The following is a 14114-nucleotide window of genomic DNA, read 5'->3' as shown; positions in this document are numbered from 1 at the left end:
CAGGCGGCGAGGAGCGCTCGATACCGCGTGTCGAGCCGATGCCCAGTCTTCGCTAGTCGACCAGGTTTTCGGTCCGGAGCCAGTCGTAGGCGACGTCGGAGGGGTCTTCGCCGTCGATGTCGACACGGCCGTTGAGGTCCTGCATCAGCTCGTCGGTGAGGCGTTCGGAGATGGTGCCCAGCAGCGCGCGAAGCTGCGGATACGCCTGGATGATCGAGTCGCGGACGACGGCGGTGCCGCTGTAGGGCAGAAAGAACTTCTTGTCGTCTTCCAGGACCGTCAGATCGAGGTTCTTGACCCGGCCGTCGGTGGTGTAGACCATCCCGAAGTTGCAGGGTGCGCTCTTGGCCGTCGCCGGGTACACCACTCCGGCATCCATCCGGGTGACGTTCGCCGCGGGCAGGCCATTCGGATCGTTGTAGGGCATATCGTATTTCGCCAGCATCGGAATGAAACCGTCGGAACGGCTGAAGAACTCGTCGTCGACGCAGAAGGTGCGGTCGGCGACGGGCAGTGCGGCGACATCCGACAGCGACCGCACCCCGAGGCGGCGCGCCGTCGCGGCCGCGGCGGCGAAGGCGTAGGTGTCGTTGAAGTTCGCCGGGGGCAGCCACTCCAGGTCGTTCTCGCGCTGTTCGATGTCGTGGACCCGCTGCCACAGCTCGTGCGGATCGACGATCGTCTCGGTTTGGTTGTGGTAGTTGACCCAGCCGGTTCCGGTGTACTCCCAGAGAATGTCGGCGTCACCGTTGAGCTGCGCCTGCCGCGAGGAGGCGGATCCGGGCGCCCCGGTCAGGTCGATCACCTCGGCGCCGGCGGCGGCCAGATAGGTCGCGGTGATCTTGCCCAGCAGCACGCCTTCGGTGAAGCTCTTGGAGGTCACCACGAGCTTCGCGCCCGCCAGCGGCCGGTCCCCGCCCGGCAGGCTCGCATCGTGGAACGTGCCCGAGGAACTCACCAGCCCGCATCCCGCGAGCAGCGTAATGACCAACAGCGCAATCGATCCGGCCCGAACCGACCTCATGACACACCTCGGGGGGTCGCGGCCAGTTCGACCAACCTGCCGAGCCAGTCGATGACCAGCGCCAGCAGACCGACCAGAATCGCGCCGGAGATGAGCAGTTTGGGCAGGAACAGCGTGACGCCGGTAGTGATCAGCGTGCCGAGGCTCGTCGCCCCGATGAAGGTGCTCAGTGTCGCGGTGCCGACCAGGATCACCAGCGCGGTGCGCACCCCGTTGAGAATCACCGGGACCGCGAGCGGCAACTCGACCTGGAACAGCGTGCGCGCCGCCGAGAACCCGATGCCGCGAGACGCTTCGATCGTGCGCTGATCCACCTGCCGCAACCCGACGATGGTGTTCTGCAGAATCGGCAGAATCGCGTACACCACGAGACCGACCACCGCGGTCCGGAATCCGGTGCCCAGCCAGAAGGTGAACAGCACGAGCAGGCCGACGGCAGGCGCGGCCTGGCCGATATTGGCGAAGTTGACCGCGACCGTCTCGAACCGCTGCAAGGCGGGCCGGGTCAGCGCGATGCCCAGCGGGATCGCGACCACTACCACGATCAGCGTCGCCACGACGGTCAGCTTGATGTGCGCGAGGATGGTGGTCTGCAAGTTGGCCCAGGCCAGCGATGCCTGCTCGGTCGGCGTGAAAGTACTGGAGCGATACCACAGCAGATAGCCGACGCCGATGGCGAGAATGATGATCGGCTCGAACCAGACGTCGAGCGGTATGCGGCGCGACCGATTCATGCGTGTCCGGCCGATCCGGGTTCCTCATCGGCGGCGACCACGGGCGTGGGGGCCGGGTCGGTGCCGTCGACGTAGGTCTCGTAGGAGAGGTCCTCCTCCTCGGGATGCCCTTCGGCGAGCTTGTTCCGGATCAGCTCGGTCACCGCCACGATGCTCAACGAGCCGACCACCGCGCCACGACCGTCGGTGACGAGGGTGGCCCCCTGGCTCGTCGCGAGCATCTCGTCGAACGCGTCGTTGAGCGTCGACGATCGCGCCACGACCGGCAACCGCCGGTCCAGGAAGTCCGACACCTCGGGCTTGGACGCTACTTCCGCGAGCGAGGGCCAGGACCGCGGCCGTCCCGCCCGGTCGACCACCACGATCCAACTGTGCCCCGCCGCTTTCGCGCGAGCGATCACGTCGCCCGACGGCTCACCGACCCGAGCGGTGAACACCTTGTCGTACTGCACATCTCGCACGCGAGACACGGTCAGATATGCCAGCTTCGCCCCCGAGCCGACGAATTCCTCGACGAAGGGCGTGGCGGGATCGGTGAGAATCTCCTCCGGCGGCGCGTACTGCTCGATATGCCCGCCCTCCGACAGGATCAGCACCTTGTCCCCCAGCTTGGTTGCCTCCTCGAAATCGTGGGTCACGATCACGATGGTTTTGCCGAGCTCGTGCTGGATCGCGATCAGACTGTCCTGCAACCGGACCCGGGTGATCGGATCGACCGCGCCGAACGGCTCGTCCATCAGCAGCACCGGCGGATCGGCGGCCAGCGCCCGCGCCACACCGACGCGCTGCTGCTGTCCGCCGGACATATCCTTGGGCAGCCGGTCCGCGAAGGTACCGGCATCGAGCCCCACCAGATCGAGCAGATATTCGGTGCGCTCCGCGATCCGCTTCTTGTCCCAGCCGAGCACGCGCGGAATGGCGCCGATGTTCTTGGCCACCGACCAGTGCGGGAACAAGCCACCGGACTGGATGACGTACCCGATCGACTGCCGCAGCTTGTCGGGATTCTCCTTGGTGACATCGCGACCGTCGATGAGAATGCGCCCCTCGGTCGGCTCGATCAGCCGGTTGATCATTTTGAGGGTGGTGGTCTTCCCGCAGCCGGACGGACCGACGAACGCGACGATCCGGCCCGCTTCGATCTCCAGGTCGAGACGTGCGACCGCGGGTTTGTCCTGTCCCCGATAGCGTTTGACGACTCCGTCCAGCGTGATGGACGCGCCGGTCACATTGCGCTCCGCCGGAACGGCCCGGGTGGTCAGCTCATCGGTCATGAAAGTCCCTTTGCGATGGTGAGACGTCCGAGCAGGACGAGGAGCGCGTCGAACACCAACGCGATCGCGACGATGAGAATGGTTCCGGTCAGCGCCATCTCGAGGGCGTTCGCGCCACCGAGCCGGGACAGGCCGTTGAAGATGAGCGAGCCCAGACCTGGGCCGAGCACATAGGCGACGATGGCGGCGACGCCGACCACCATCTGCGTGGAGATCCGGATGCCGGTGAGGATCACCGGCCAGGCGATCGGCAATTCGACGGTCAACAGGATCCGCCGGCGGGAGAGCCCGATCCCGCGCGCGGATTCGATGACCGAGTCCGGCACCGACCGCAGGCCCACGATCGCGTTCCCGATCACCGGCAGGGTCGCGAAGAAGGCCAGCATGAGGAACGACGGGACCACCCCGAGCCCGAACGGGACCAGCAGCAGCGCCAGCAGTGCCAGCGAGGGGATGGTCAGCGCCACCCGGCTGGAGGTCAACGTGAGCGAGGAGAGCAGGGGCAGCCGGTAGACCGCGACCGCGATGAGGACGGCCAGGATCGTCCCGACCATCACGGTTTGAAATGCCAGCGACGCGTGCTGGTAGGTGAGGAACGCCAGCACCTCGCCCCGCCCCTGGATATAGCTCCACAAATGCACGGAATTCCCCTTGTCGGCCGAAGACCGGTCGATTCCTGTCTGCGTGATCACGGACCCGTGAGCCACTGGACAGTAGTCGAATACGCGCGCCGGAATTACGGCGGCGCGCGGTGATCGACATGCTGTTACGCCGTTGTGGCCTTATGCCGCCCGCGGCGCTTCGACGGGCGCGTAGTACCCGGCGTCGCCCGCGATCACGACGCTGGATCGCCCGTCGGCGCCGACCGGGACGGCCCCGGCCAGGGTGATGCGGGTCAGTGTGCGGTGCTCGGCGCTGTCGTAGTCGTCGACGGCGTAATGCTGGGTGGCGCGGTTGTCCCAGATCGCCACATCGCCCGGCAACCAGTTCCAGCGGGTGGTGTTCTCCAACCGGGTGATCCGATTCTGGAACAGCTGGAACAGCGCCTTCGATTCACTATTGGAAAGGCCGACCAGTTCTTTTACGAAGCAGCCCAGCAATAAGGCACGTTCGCCGGTTTCGGGATGAATTTCGACCACGGGATGCTCGGTCTCGAAATACGTCGATTCGAACTCCCGCCGGTACGCCGAAGACTCCGCGGCACGGCCCTCACCGGTGTAGTCATACCGGTTGGTGTGCCGTGCGCGCAGCTTCCCGGCCAGTACTTTGAGCGGTTCCGGCAGCGCCTCGTACGCCGCGACCGTCGACGCCCAGATGGTCGAGCCGCCATAGCTGGGCAGCGTGACGGCCCGCAGGATCGACGCGCTCGGCACCCGATCGACGAAGGTGACATCGGTGTGCCACACATTGGAACGGCCGTGCCGTGAATCGATGGCCAGGCTCCGCTCCCCCGCGGCGGTCAGCGTCGGATGTGGCGTGGTCGGGCTGCCCAGTAGTTCCGCGAATGCGTACTGTCCGTCCTCGGTCAGGTGATCCTGGCCCTGGAAGAAGAGCACTTTATGCTCGTGCAACGCCGCCCGAACGGTCGCGACGGTCCCCGCGCCCACCTCGCCGCCGAGCCGGACGCCTTCCACCCGCGCGCCGATATTCGCGCCGAGCTTGACCACCCGCACCGCGGGGCCGGAATCTGCGGAGCTGTCAACGGACATGCCAGGGCCTTTCGCCGGAACCGAACAACAGGTGCCACGAAACCAGCTCCTCGGCAGCGCGAACACCTTTACGGTCACGCCGAATCCAATCCTCGCCAGCAGCCGGTTCAGGGCGTTACTGCATGATGGGCGCATGCTCCCCACCGACCGCCTGGCCCGGGCGGCCCGCCGCCGAGCCGCGATCGACACTCCCCTCGGCACGGTCGAGTTCACCGTCACACTCGGCTCCACTGTGCTACCGGCCGAGCCGGATACCGTGTGGCGCTTGCCGAATGGAGCGCACCTGCATCGGTGGGACCAGCACACCGCGACGGTGGATCTGCTGATCGGAAGTATCGAGATCCCCTCGTGGGACGGCGGTGCGCCGGTGCCGATGGGGGCGGCGATCTGGCAGGTGCGGGCGCAGGCCGCGGTCTCCGGGCTTGTCGTCTCGGCCGAACTCACCGATCTGCCGGCCGATGCCTACGGCGGCCCGGATTCCGGCGAATGCCTCGCGGCCGTCAGTGTCGAAAACGAGCACTTCATGGTCTCCATCGGCGGCCCGGACGGCGAACTACTCGCCCTGCAGGCCGCCGACGGCCGCTTGATGCCCGCCGACTGGGCGGACCTGCTGCCCCCCGGTACCCCCGATCCTTCCGCCGAATACGGTGTGCGCTACTCGGATCCGGCCGGAATCGCCTGGCACCTGCCCGGCCTGGCCGCCGCGGAGGTCGCGCGGCTGTGCGTCGCGACGGCTTGGTGTCCCCGGGACGACGATCGCCCCGCCGCCTGGTTCGCGGTCGACATCCCACTCGACACCGCGTACCTGCACCTCATCGCCGAGCCTGCCTGACAAGGCGATAGACCTCGACGAATTGCCCAGTGCGCGGGCACCAGTCGTTAGGCTGACAGGCGTGTTGCTGGGGCGTGCGGGCGAGCGGGCCCAGATCGATAGGCTCGTGGCCGACGCGAGGGCGGGAATCAGCCGTGCGCTGGTGATCCGCGGCGAAGCGGGTATCGGAAAATCGGCGTTGCTGGAGTACGCGGCCACGACAGCCGGAATCCAGGTGGTGCGCGGGATCGGTGTCGAGTCCGAGGCCGAATTGGCCTTCGGCGGGCTGCATCTGCTGCTCTACCCCTATCTGAACCGGCTCGACCGGCTTCCGCCACCGCAGGCGGCGGCGTTGCGGGCGGCGTTCGGGCAGATCGAGGCGCCGGAGGCCAACCGGTTCCTCGTCGGCGCGGCCACCTTGACGTTGCTGGCCGAGCTGGCCGCCGAGACACCGACGCTGCTGCTCATCGATGACGCGCAGTGGCTGGACCGCGGCTCCTCGGACGCGTTGTTGTTCGCCGCGCGACGGTTTCACGCCGACCCCATCGCGGTGATCTTCGCCGTGCGGGACACCGCGCTGCCGTTCGCCACGCCCGGCCTCGACACCATGCGGCTGGGCGGTCTGTCGCGCCGGACCGCCGCGGAACTGCTCGATACGCACGCCACGGGGCTCACCGTGCCGGGACGGGAACGGGTGCTGGCCGAATCCGCCGGAAATCCGCTGGCTCTCATCGAATTGGGCATAGCCCGGCGCAGTGCCGAGCGGGCCGGGCACGCGGATCCCGGGCACGAGGTCGGCCCACTGCCGGTGGCACGCCGGGTGCAGGACAGCTTCCGAGCACAGATCGCCGAACTGCCCGCTGGGACGCGCACGCTGTTGTTGGTCGCGGCGGCCGACACCGGGGCCGGTGTCGACACGATCTTGCGCGTGGGCGCGGCGTTCGATCTCACGGCCGCCGATCTCGAGCCCGCCGAGCACGCCGACCTCCTCAGCATGTCCGCCGACCGGATGTCGTTCCGGCATCCGTTGATTCGCGCCGCCGCCTATCAGCTGGCGACCCACCATCAGCGGATCGCGGTGCACAGAGCCTTCGCCGAGGCCCTGACCGAACCTGAGGAAGCCGACCGGCGCACCTGGCATCTCGCCGCCGCCACCACCGACCCCGACGAACAGGTGGCCGCGGAACTCGAGCGCACGGCGCGGCGCGCACAGCATCGCGGCGGTGCGATGGCGGTGTCGGCCGCCTACGATCGGGCCGGGCGGCTCAGTATCGACACGGCGCAGCGGGCCCGGCGGTTGCTCCTGGCAGCCAGCGCCGCCTATGACGCGGGCCGGCCCGATCGGGCGACCCGGCTCGCCGCCGAAGCCGCCGCACTCACCGAGGACAACGAAATAGTCGCCGACGCGACGCAGATCAGGGCGCAGATCGAATACGAACGGACCTCACCGGTGGCGGACACCACGCTCGCGCTGACCGCCGCGGAACTGGTCGTCGACAGCGATCCGGCGCGCGCCGTGTTCATGCTGACCGAGGCCGTGTGCTGCGCCCGCGACGCGGCGCGGCACGACCTGATCGAGCACGGCGTCCGGATGTTGGAATCTCTTCGGCTACCGGCCGATTCACCTCTGCACCCGCACGTCGCGGCGCAGGTCGCCTGGGCCGATTTCCTCGCCGGAAAACCCGAAGCCGCGACCGAAGCCATGGCGGCTCAGGTGCGTGCGGCGCACACCGGCACCGCCGGCTACCTGCACGAGGTCGTCGCCGCTTTCAGCGCTGTGATGCTGGCCGACGACGCGGGCGCCGCCGCCGTCATGGCCATGTCGGTGGACCGGGCCCGCGCCACCGGGGCGGTGCAGTGGATCCCGTACGCGCTGGAGGTCGCGGCACTCGCCCAATTGTTGAGCGGACAGTTTCTGGAAGCGGAAACCTCGGTGGCGGAGGCTGTTTCGCTCAGCACGGAGCTCGGCATGGAGACCGAGTTGCTCGTACTGCGAGCCATCTCGGTCTGGCTGGCCGCGGTCGGCGGGGACGATTCCCGGTCCCGGTCGCTGGCCGCCGAGATCGGCCCGCTCCTGGCCGAGCGCCACCCGACCCACCACGCCCTGCTGTCCTGGGCACTCGCGCTCGGTGAGTTGGCCGCCGGGCGATTCGAGGCCGCCTTGGACCTGCTCGACGGCGTCTGCGCCGGACCCGCGGCACACGATTTCCTCATCCGGGCGATTCCCGACCGGGTGGAAGCCGCCGTGCGGGCCAAACGGCCCGAGCGCGCCCCCGCCCATCTCGCGGCGTTCGAGAACTGGGCGCGGCAGGTCGAAAGCTCCTTGGCGACAGCACTTTCGCACCGTTGCCGCGCGCTGCTCGCGGTGGACGACGAGGCCGCGGAGCGGCACTACCGCGCCGCGTCGCGCCTGCACGACGAACACGGCGGCCCCTACGATCGCGCCCGGACCCAGCTGGTGTTCGGCGAGTGGCTGCGCCGTCGCAGGCGACGCGCCGAGGCGCGAGCCCAATTGCTCGCGGCGACAGCGGCTTTCGACCATCTGGGCGCCCGGCCCTGGGCCGACCGGGCGCGTGTCGAATTGGCCGCCCTCGGCGAGCAGCCGACCGCGCAGCACAGCGATCCGCTGAAACTTCTGACGCCGCAGGAACTTCAGGTCGTGCGCTGGGCCGCGGCCGGGCACAGCAACAAGGAGATCGGCGCTCGGTTGTTCCTGAGTCCGCGCACCGTCGGACACCATCTGTACAAGGCGTATCCGAAACTCGGTGTCACGCGGCGAGCCGAGCTCGCCCACCTCGGTCTGTCCGAGGGGCAATGACTTAGCCGACGGCACCCGCCGTCCCGGCGAACCGGTCATCCGACTGATGCGAGGGCCGCGACCGGCGCCATAGCTTTTCTCCCGTAGGACACACCCGATAGGAGAAAAACCATGATGCTCGCAGACAAGAACGCGGTGATCTACGGCGCCGGCGGCAGTATCGGCTCCGCGATGGCCGAGGGCTTCGCCGCCGAAGGCGCGAACTGCTTCCTCGTCGGCCGCACGGCCGCCACCCTGGACGCGGTGGCCGAGCGGATCCGCGCCCGGGGTGGTCGCGCCGAAACCGCCGTCGTCGACGTCTTCGACGCGACCGCGGTCGCCGATCACGCCGACGCCATCGTCGAAAAGACGGGCAGCCTGGATATTTCGGTGAACGTGATCTCCCAGACGGCGATCTTCCAGCCGCTCATCGACATCTCCGTCACCGATTTCGCGGATTCGATGGCCCGGCTCGTCACCGCTCAGCTGCTGACCACCAAGACCGCCGCGCGGCACATGATCGCCCAGAAGTCCGGTGCGATCCTGTTCTTCGGCGGATCGGCGCCGGGGAGCAAGGTGCCCGGCCTCGGCAACGTCCAGGTCGGCTTCGACGCACTGGAGGGGCTGCGCAGGCAGTGGGCGGCCGACCTCGGTCCGCACGGCGTCCGCGTGGTGACCTTGCTCACCGGCGGCATTCCGGAATCCTTCCCCGATATCCCGGAAACGGAACCCGCGCGGCAAGGCATTCACGACGCCACCCTGCTCGGTCGCGCCGCATCGCTGGCCGATGTCGGTCACGTCGCGGCCTTCGTGGCCTCCGAACGCGGCCGCTCGCTGACCGCCACACAGATCAATATTTCCTGCGGGGCGCTCGGCGACTGAGGCCGGACCCGGCTTCGGCAGCACATACCGAGTGGTACGAATCGGACCGGCGGCGCGCGTAGACTCGGATAGTGAAGCAACTGACCATCGGTGTAGTCGCGTCCTCCCGCAAAGAAGACGAGCACCGATTGGCTATCCACCCCGCACACTTCGACCGGATCGAACCGGCCTTGCGCGGCCAGATCTTCCTCGAGCGGGGCTACGGCGATCGTTTCGGCTACACCGATGCGCACCTGGCCCCGCTGGTCGGCGGCCATCGCACCCGCGCCGAACTGTTCGCCGAGTGTGACGTACTGCTGTTGCCGAAGCCACTGCCCGAAGACTTGGCGAACATGCGCTCCGGCCAAGTGGTGTGGGGCTGGCCGCACTGCGTGCAGGACAAGCGGATAACCCAGCTCGCGATCGACCGTGAGCTCACGCTGATCGCGTGGGAGGCGATGAACCACTGGACGAAAGAGGGCAACTTCAGCGTCCACGTCTTCCATAAGAACAACGAACTCGCCGGCTACTGCTCGGTCATGCACGCGCTGCAATTACGGGGAGCCACCGGCGATTACGGCCGGCGCATGCGGGCAGCGGTCATCAGTTTCGGCGCGACCGCCCGCGGGGCGGTACGCGCGCTGTCGGCACTCGGGATCAGCGATGTCACAGTGCTGACCCAGCGCAGCGTGTCGGCGGTCGCCTCGCCGTTCGCGTCGGTGCGCATGCAGCATTTCGAGCGCGATCCCGCGAATCCCGGTCGCACCCTCGCCTTGAAAGCACCGGAATCCGGGCCGCTGGCGGAAATGCTGGCCCAGTACGACATCGTCGTGAACTGCATCCTGCAGGACACCGAGGAACCGCTGATGTTCGTCGGCAACGAGGATCTGTCCCTGTTCGCGCGCGGCACACTGTTCGTCGATGTCTCGTGCGACGAGGGCATGGGTTTCGAATGGGCCCGCCCCACCTCGTTCGCGGACCCGATGTTCACCGTCGGCGACGACCTGCACTACTACGGCGTCGATCACAGCCCGTCCTTCCTGTGGAACTCCGCCACCTGGGAGAACTCCGAGGCACTGCTGGAATACCTGCCGATCGTGCTGGCGGGACCCGACGCCTGGGACGGCAACGCCACCATCCGCCGCGCCATCGAGATCCGCGAAGGGCGCGTCCAGAATTCGCGGATCCTCTCGTTCCAGAACCGCGCCGCGGCGCACCCGTACGCCGTCGCCTGACGGCCCGCCGAATTCCCCTGCATCGGATGCACTTCCGCAGGGAGTGCGGACCTCGTGTCCGGGTCAGCCACCATATCGATACCGCTCGCAATGGATCTCGGCGGAATCCGTAACGTCGGTCCGATGCCAGCCATCGAAATCCTCGTCATCCTGGTTGCCGGTTTCGGCGCGGGCGCTATCAACGCCGTGGTCGGAACCGGGACCCTCATTACCTTCCCGACGCTCGTCGCGTTCGGCTATCCCCCGCAGATCGCGACCATGTCGAACGCGATCGGGCTCGTGGCCGGAAGTGTGTCGGGGACCTGGGGGTATCGACGGGAACTGCGCGGGCAGTGGCAGATGTTGAAGTGGCAGATACCCGCCTCGTTCCTCGGGGCGCTACTCGGCGCGTGGCTGTTGCTACACCTGCCGCCATCGGTGTTCGCCACGGTAGTTCCGGTTCTGATGATCGCCGCGCTGACGCTCGTCATCTTCCAGCCGCGCATCCAGGCGTGGGCCAGACGACGTTCGGAAGCGGCGGGCGTCGCGGTCGATCACCTCGGTCGCGTGAAGCTCACCCTGCTGACCATCGGAACGTTCGCCGTCGGCGTTTACGGTGGCTATTTCACCGCCGCGCAGGGGATTCTGCTGATCGGCGTCATGGGTGTGCTCGTCTCCGAACCGATCCAGCGCATGAACGCGAGCAAGAACCTGCTGACGCTGATCGTCAATGTCGTCGCCGCTCTCAGTTACACGATCGTCGCGTTCGACCGTATCAGCTGGAGCGCCGCGGGTTTGATCGCGATCGGGTCCCTGATCGGTGGCTCGGTCGGAGCTCGCTACGGTCGGCGGCTCTCGCCACGGGCATTGCGCGCCGCGATCGTCGTGCTGGGTGTGATCGGCTTGTGGCGTTTGCTGGACTGAGCCGGCCGGGATCTCAGGGTGATTCCCGATGGCCGGGCGGCGGCGGCGCGAACATACTCGGATAGTCGATATCGACTATTTCGCGGAGACGTCCTATGCCTATCCAGCCAGCCCGTCCGCCCGCGCTTGCCACGCGGAGCTCCTCCCCCGTACCGGCGGCAGCCCGAAACATATTGGTGGGCTTCGCGATCCTGGCCTTACTGGCCGCGCAACTGCCCTCGGTCTTTCCGCCCTCCCTGCCGGACGCCCGCGTTCCGGTCTGGTTGTTGCTCGCCGCACTCAGTGGCGGCCTCGCGGCCCTGATATCCCTGCGACCGCGCGCCCCGCGCCCCCTCGTGCTCGGTCTCGGCTGGGTGCTGATGATCGCGGCGGTGCTGCAAGCCTTCCTGGTCGGGGATCTGGTCGCCCTGTTCGCGACCTGGCTTGTGGTACCGGCTGTTTCGCGACTCGCGGGACAATTGCGGCCCCGGCCACGTAAGGCCCTGGTCGCCGCCCATGTACTCGCCGCCGCCTGCTGGGTGGGTATCGCCCTGACCGTGACCGCCATGGCACTGGTCGCCATGACCACCACCGATATCGAAACCGGCGTGGCCGCTTACGCATTGATGACCACCTTCGACATCACGCTCTTGCCCTGGGCGAACTTCGCCACCATCCTCACCGGTCTCGCCCTCGGCGTGACCACCGGCTGGGGCCTGGTCCGCTACTACTGGGTCGCCGTCAAACTCACCATCGCGGTGAGCATCCTGTTCATGGCGTTCGGATTTCTGCATGACGCACTGGAGCGCGCGCACCAGCAAGCCATGCGGCTGGCCGCCGACGGCGGAACCACGGCCGAGCTCACCGCCGACGCCGACGTGGCCTTCTGGGGATTCGGCACCTCGCTGCTCGGCTTGGTCGCGGCGATGCTGCTGTCGCTGTACAAGCCGGGCGGCAGAACGCGGCACGGCAGGCGGTTGCCGCCCGCCCGGCGACCGGCTCGGGAGCTGCGTGTGACGGTCGCGGATCGGCATGAATCAGCCCTCGGCACCATCGAACTCACGCTGCGCGCCCTCGGCGGCGAGCCGCTGCCCGGATGGGAGCCGGGAGCTCATATCGACCTGGTGCTGCCCTCCGGACGGGTGCGCCAGTATTCGCTCTGCGGCGATCCGGCGCAGACCGGCACCTACCGGATCGCGGTGCTCGAGGAGCCGGACGGACGCGGCGGATCGACCGAGATCCACGGCTTGCGCACCGGCATGAACATCGGTATCCGGGGTCCGCGCAACAATTTTCCCCTCGTCGACGCTCCCGCGTACCTGTTCGTCGCGGGCGGTATCGGCATCACGCCGTTCCTGCCCATGATCGAGCGGCTGGACCGGCGCGGAGCCGACTGGCGGCTGGTCTATCGCGGCCGGTCGCTGCCCACGATGGCGTTCGCCGCCACGCTGCGGCAGCGCTACCCGCGGCGGGTGACGCTCCTGCCCGCCGACACCCACGCGCGGCCCGACCTCGAGGCACTACTGGCCCAGGCGCCGGCGGACACCGCCGTCTACTGTTGCGGACCCGAGGAACTGCTGCGTGCGGCGGAAATCGTTGCGGCACAGCATCCCGGTGTCGCGTTGCACACCGAACGCTTCGCGGCGAGCAACCGCTCCGAGAATGCCACCAACGCGCCGTTCGAGGCCGAACTGCGGCGCTCGGGCGTCGTCGTCCACATCCCCGCCGATCGGACGCTGCTCTCGGCGATTCAGGAGGTCGACCCCACTGTCGACCTGTCCTGCGAGGACGGCGTCTGTGGCAGCTGCGCCACCCGGGTGCTGGCCGGGACCCCTGACCATCGCGACGACGTGCTGCGAGCCGCCGACCGCGACCGTACCGATATCATCTACCCCTGTGTATCTCGCGCTCGCGGCGAGCGCATCGTGCTCGACGTGTAGCCGGCTGAGCGAGGAGGGTCCCGTGGTAAATCGGCGGGACCCGCTGCACAACCTGCTCGCTCTCACCGTGCTGGCCTACCTCATCGAACGCCCTATGCACCCCTACGAGATCGGCAAGCTCCTCAAGCAACGCAACGCCGACCGCAACATCGAGTACAAACACGCTTCGCTCTATATGGTCGTCGACCAACTCGCGCGTGCGGGATACATCGCCGCAGTGGGCACCGAACGCACCGGCCAGCGCCCCGAACGCACCGTCTACGCCCCCACCGAAACCGGGCAAATCCGCCTGCGCGAACAGCTGCGCGACATGGTCGCGGTTCCCGGTAAGGAGTACCGGAAATTCGAGGCCGCCCTGTCGCTCATCGTTGTCCTGCCGCCCCAGGAAGTCCCCGCCCTGCTCGAACGACGGCTGCACTCCCTCACCGAGCAGGCCCGGCACCAGCGCGCCGTGCTGGCGGCGGCGCACGATGTCGAGCCTCTGTTCCTCATCGAATACCACTATCGGCTCGAACTGATCGAAGCCGAACAGCGCTTCATCGAACGGTTCCGCGATCTCCTCGCGTCCGACCCTGCGGCGCTGGGCCAGTTCTGGCAGCGCCTGCATGCCGCCGAACCCGCGATCAGCGCGATTCCGGCGACATCTGATGCGCTAGAGCAGGGCTAAAGCCAAGCTCACAGCGATGATGAGCGAGATCCACACCGCCAAGATCAGGTAGGCGGAGTGGGCCGAGCCGAAACACTCGGCCACTTGGATCCGCGGGCGCTTGCGCGTTCCGGAGTAGGAGGTGTTCACACGATCATCTCCTCGTCTGCTCGGGTGCTGACGCCTCGTTGCGCCGGTTCA

Annotated in this window: 13 protein-coding genes; 7 read left to right on the top strand and 6 right to left on the bottom strand. The window is 67.8% G+C overall.

Annotated features, from left to right (window positions below; translation table 11 throughout):
• Positions 1-52: 52 nt before the first annotated feature.
• From BJ987_RS23310 to BJ987_RS23290, 5 genes are all read right to left on the bottom strand, one after another.
• The gene (locus BJ987_RS23310) at positions 53-1024 is read right to left on the bottom strand and encodes a glycine betaine ABC transporter substrate-binding protein (protein ID WP_209893952.1); all 972 of its coding nucleotides are present in this window, start codon (positions 1022-1024) and stop codon (positions 53-55) included.
• A complete protein-coding gene (locus BJ987_RS23305) occupies positions 1021-1758 on the bottom strand; it encodes an ABC transporter permease (RefSeq protein WP_209893950.1) in 738 nt (245 codons plus the stop codon). The genes BJ987_RS23310 and BJ987_RS23305 overlap by 4 nt, the downstream gene beginning before the upstream one ends.
• Positions 1755-3032 (bottom strand): ABC transporter ATP-binding protein, encoded by a 1278-nt coding sequence (locus BJ987_RS23300; protein WP_209893948.1) that lies wholly within the window; start codon positions 3030-3032, stop codon positions 1755-1757. Before BJ987_RS23300 ends, BJ987_RS23305 begins: the two co-directional genes overlap by 4 nt.
• On the bottom strand, positions 3029-3673 hold the full coding sequence (locus BJ987_RS23295) for an ABC transporter permease (RefSeq protein WP_209893946.1): 645 nt from the start codon (positions 3671-3673) through the stop codon (positions 3029-3031). Before BJ987_RS23295 ends, BJ987_RS23300 begins: the two co-directional genes overlap by 4 nt.
• Positions 3674-3814: 141 nt before the next feature.
• A complete protein-coding gene (locus tag BJ987_RS23290; RefSeq protein ID WP_209893944.1) occupies positions 3815-4741 on the bottom strand; it encodes a TauD/TfdA dioxygenase family protein in 927 nt (308 codons plus the stop codon).
• 133 nt (positions 4742-4874) lie between these two features.
• Between BJ987_RS23290 and BJ987_RS23285 the strand changes: the two genes are divergently transcribed.
• The 7 genes from BJ987_RS23285 to BJ987_RS23255 all read left to right on the top strand — a co-directional run bounded on the left by BJ987_RS23285 (position 4875) and on the right by BJ987_RS23255 (position 13934).
• Positions 4875-5573, top strand: coding sequence for a hypothetical protein (locus tag BJ987_RS23285; protein WP_209893942.1), 699 nt, complete (start codon positions 4875-4877; stop codon positions 5571-5573).
• Between the two features lie 61 nt (positions 5574-5634).
• A complete protein-coding gene (locus BJ987_RS23280) occupies positions 5635-8370 on the top strand; it encodes a helix-turn-helix transcriptional regulator (protein WP_209893940.1) in 2736 nt (911 codons plus the stop codon).
• A gap of 111 nt (positions 8371-8481) precedes the next feature.
• Positions 8482-9231, top strand: coding sequence for an SDR family NAD(P)-dependent oxidoreductase (locus BJ987_RS23275; protein WP_209893938.1), 750 nt, complete (start codon positions 8482-8484; stop codon positions 9229-9231).
• A 71-nt stretch (positions 9232-9302) separates the two neighbouring features.
• On the top strand, positions 9303-10445 hold the full coding sequence (locus tag BJ987_RS23270; protein WP_209893936.1) for a N(5)-(carboxyethyl)ornithine synthase: 1143 nt from the start codon (positions 9303-9305) through the stop codon (positions 10443-10445).
• A 123-nt stretch (positions 10446-10568) separates the two neighbouring features.
• Positions 10569-11348: a sulfite exporter TauE/SafE family protein gene (locus tag BJ987_RS23265; RefSeq protein WP_209893933.1), complete on the top strand. Its 780-nt coding sequence runs from the start codon at positions 10569-10571 to the stop codon at positions 11346-11348.
• A 176-nt stretch (positions 11349-11524) separates the two neighbouring features.
• Positions 11525-13267 carry a PDR/VanB family oxidoreductase gene (locus tag BJ987_RS38055; protein WP_307869727.1) on the top strand — a complete coding sequence of 581 codons (1743 nt, stop codon included), beginning with the start codon at positions 11525-11527 and terminating at the stop codon, positions 13265-13267.
• A 22-nt stretch (positions 13268-13289) separates the two neighbouring features.
• Positions 13290-13934 (top strand): PadR family transcriptional regulator, encoded by a 645-nt coding sequence (locus tag BJ987_RS23255; protein ID WP_209893930.1) that lies wholly within the window; start codon positions 13290-13292, stop codon positions 13932-13934.
• Here BJ987_RS23255 and BJ987_RS23250 read toward each other — a convergent pair.
• Positions 13920-14063: a hypothetical protein gene (locus tag BJ987_RS23250; protein ID WP_209893927.1), complete on the bottom strand. Its 144-nt coding sequence runs from the start codon at positions 14061-14063 to the stop codon at positions 13920-13922. The genes BJ987_RS23255 and BJ987_RS23250 overlap by 15 nt on opposite strands.
• Positions 14064-14114 lie beyond the last annotated feature (51 nt).

Source organism: Nocardia goodfellowii (assembly GCF_017875645.1).
GTDB lineage: Bacteria > Actinomycetota > Actinomycetes > Mycobacteriales > Mycobacteriaceae > Nocardia > Nocardia goodfellowii.
The sequence above is the reverse complement of the archived record's forward strand: the minus strand, read 5'-3'. Positions and strand labels throughout refer to the sequence as shown.

Coding starts and splice junctions, on each gene's coding strand:
- BJ987_RS23305 (WP_209893950.1), bottom strand. CDS start 1,758: ATGAATCGGTCGCGCCGCATACCGCTCGACGTCTGGTTCGAGCCGATC.
- BJ987_RS23310 (WP_209893952.1), bottom strand. CDS start 1,024: ATGAGGTCGGTTCGGGCCGGATCGATTGCGCTGTTGGTCATTACGCTG.
- BJ987_RS23265 (WP_209893933.1), top strand. CDS start 10,569: ATGCCAGCCATCGAAATCCTCGTCATCCTGGTTGCCGGTTTCGGCGCG.
- BJ987_RS23275 (WP_209893938.1), top strand. CDS start 8,482: ATGATGCTCGCAGACAAGAACGCGGTGATCTACGGCGCCGGCGGCAGT.
- BJ987_RS23300 (WP_209893948.1), bottom strand. CDS start 3,032: ATGACCGATGAGCTGACCACCCGGGCCGTTCCGGCGGAGCGCAATGTG.
- BJ987_RS23285 (WP_209893942.1), top strand. CDS start 4,875: ATGCTCCCCACCGACCGCCTGGCCCGGGCGGCCCGCCGCCGAGCCGCG.
- BJ987_RS23290 (WP_209893944.1), bottom strand. CDS start 4,741: ATGTCCGTTGACAGCTCCGCAGATTCCGGCCCCGCGGTGCGGGTGGTC.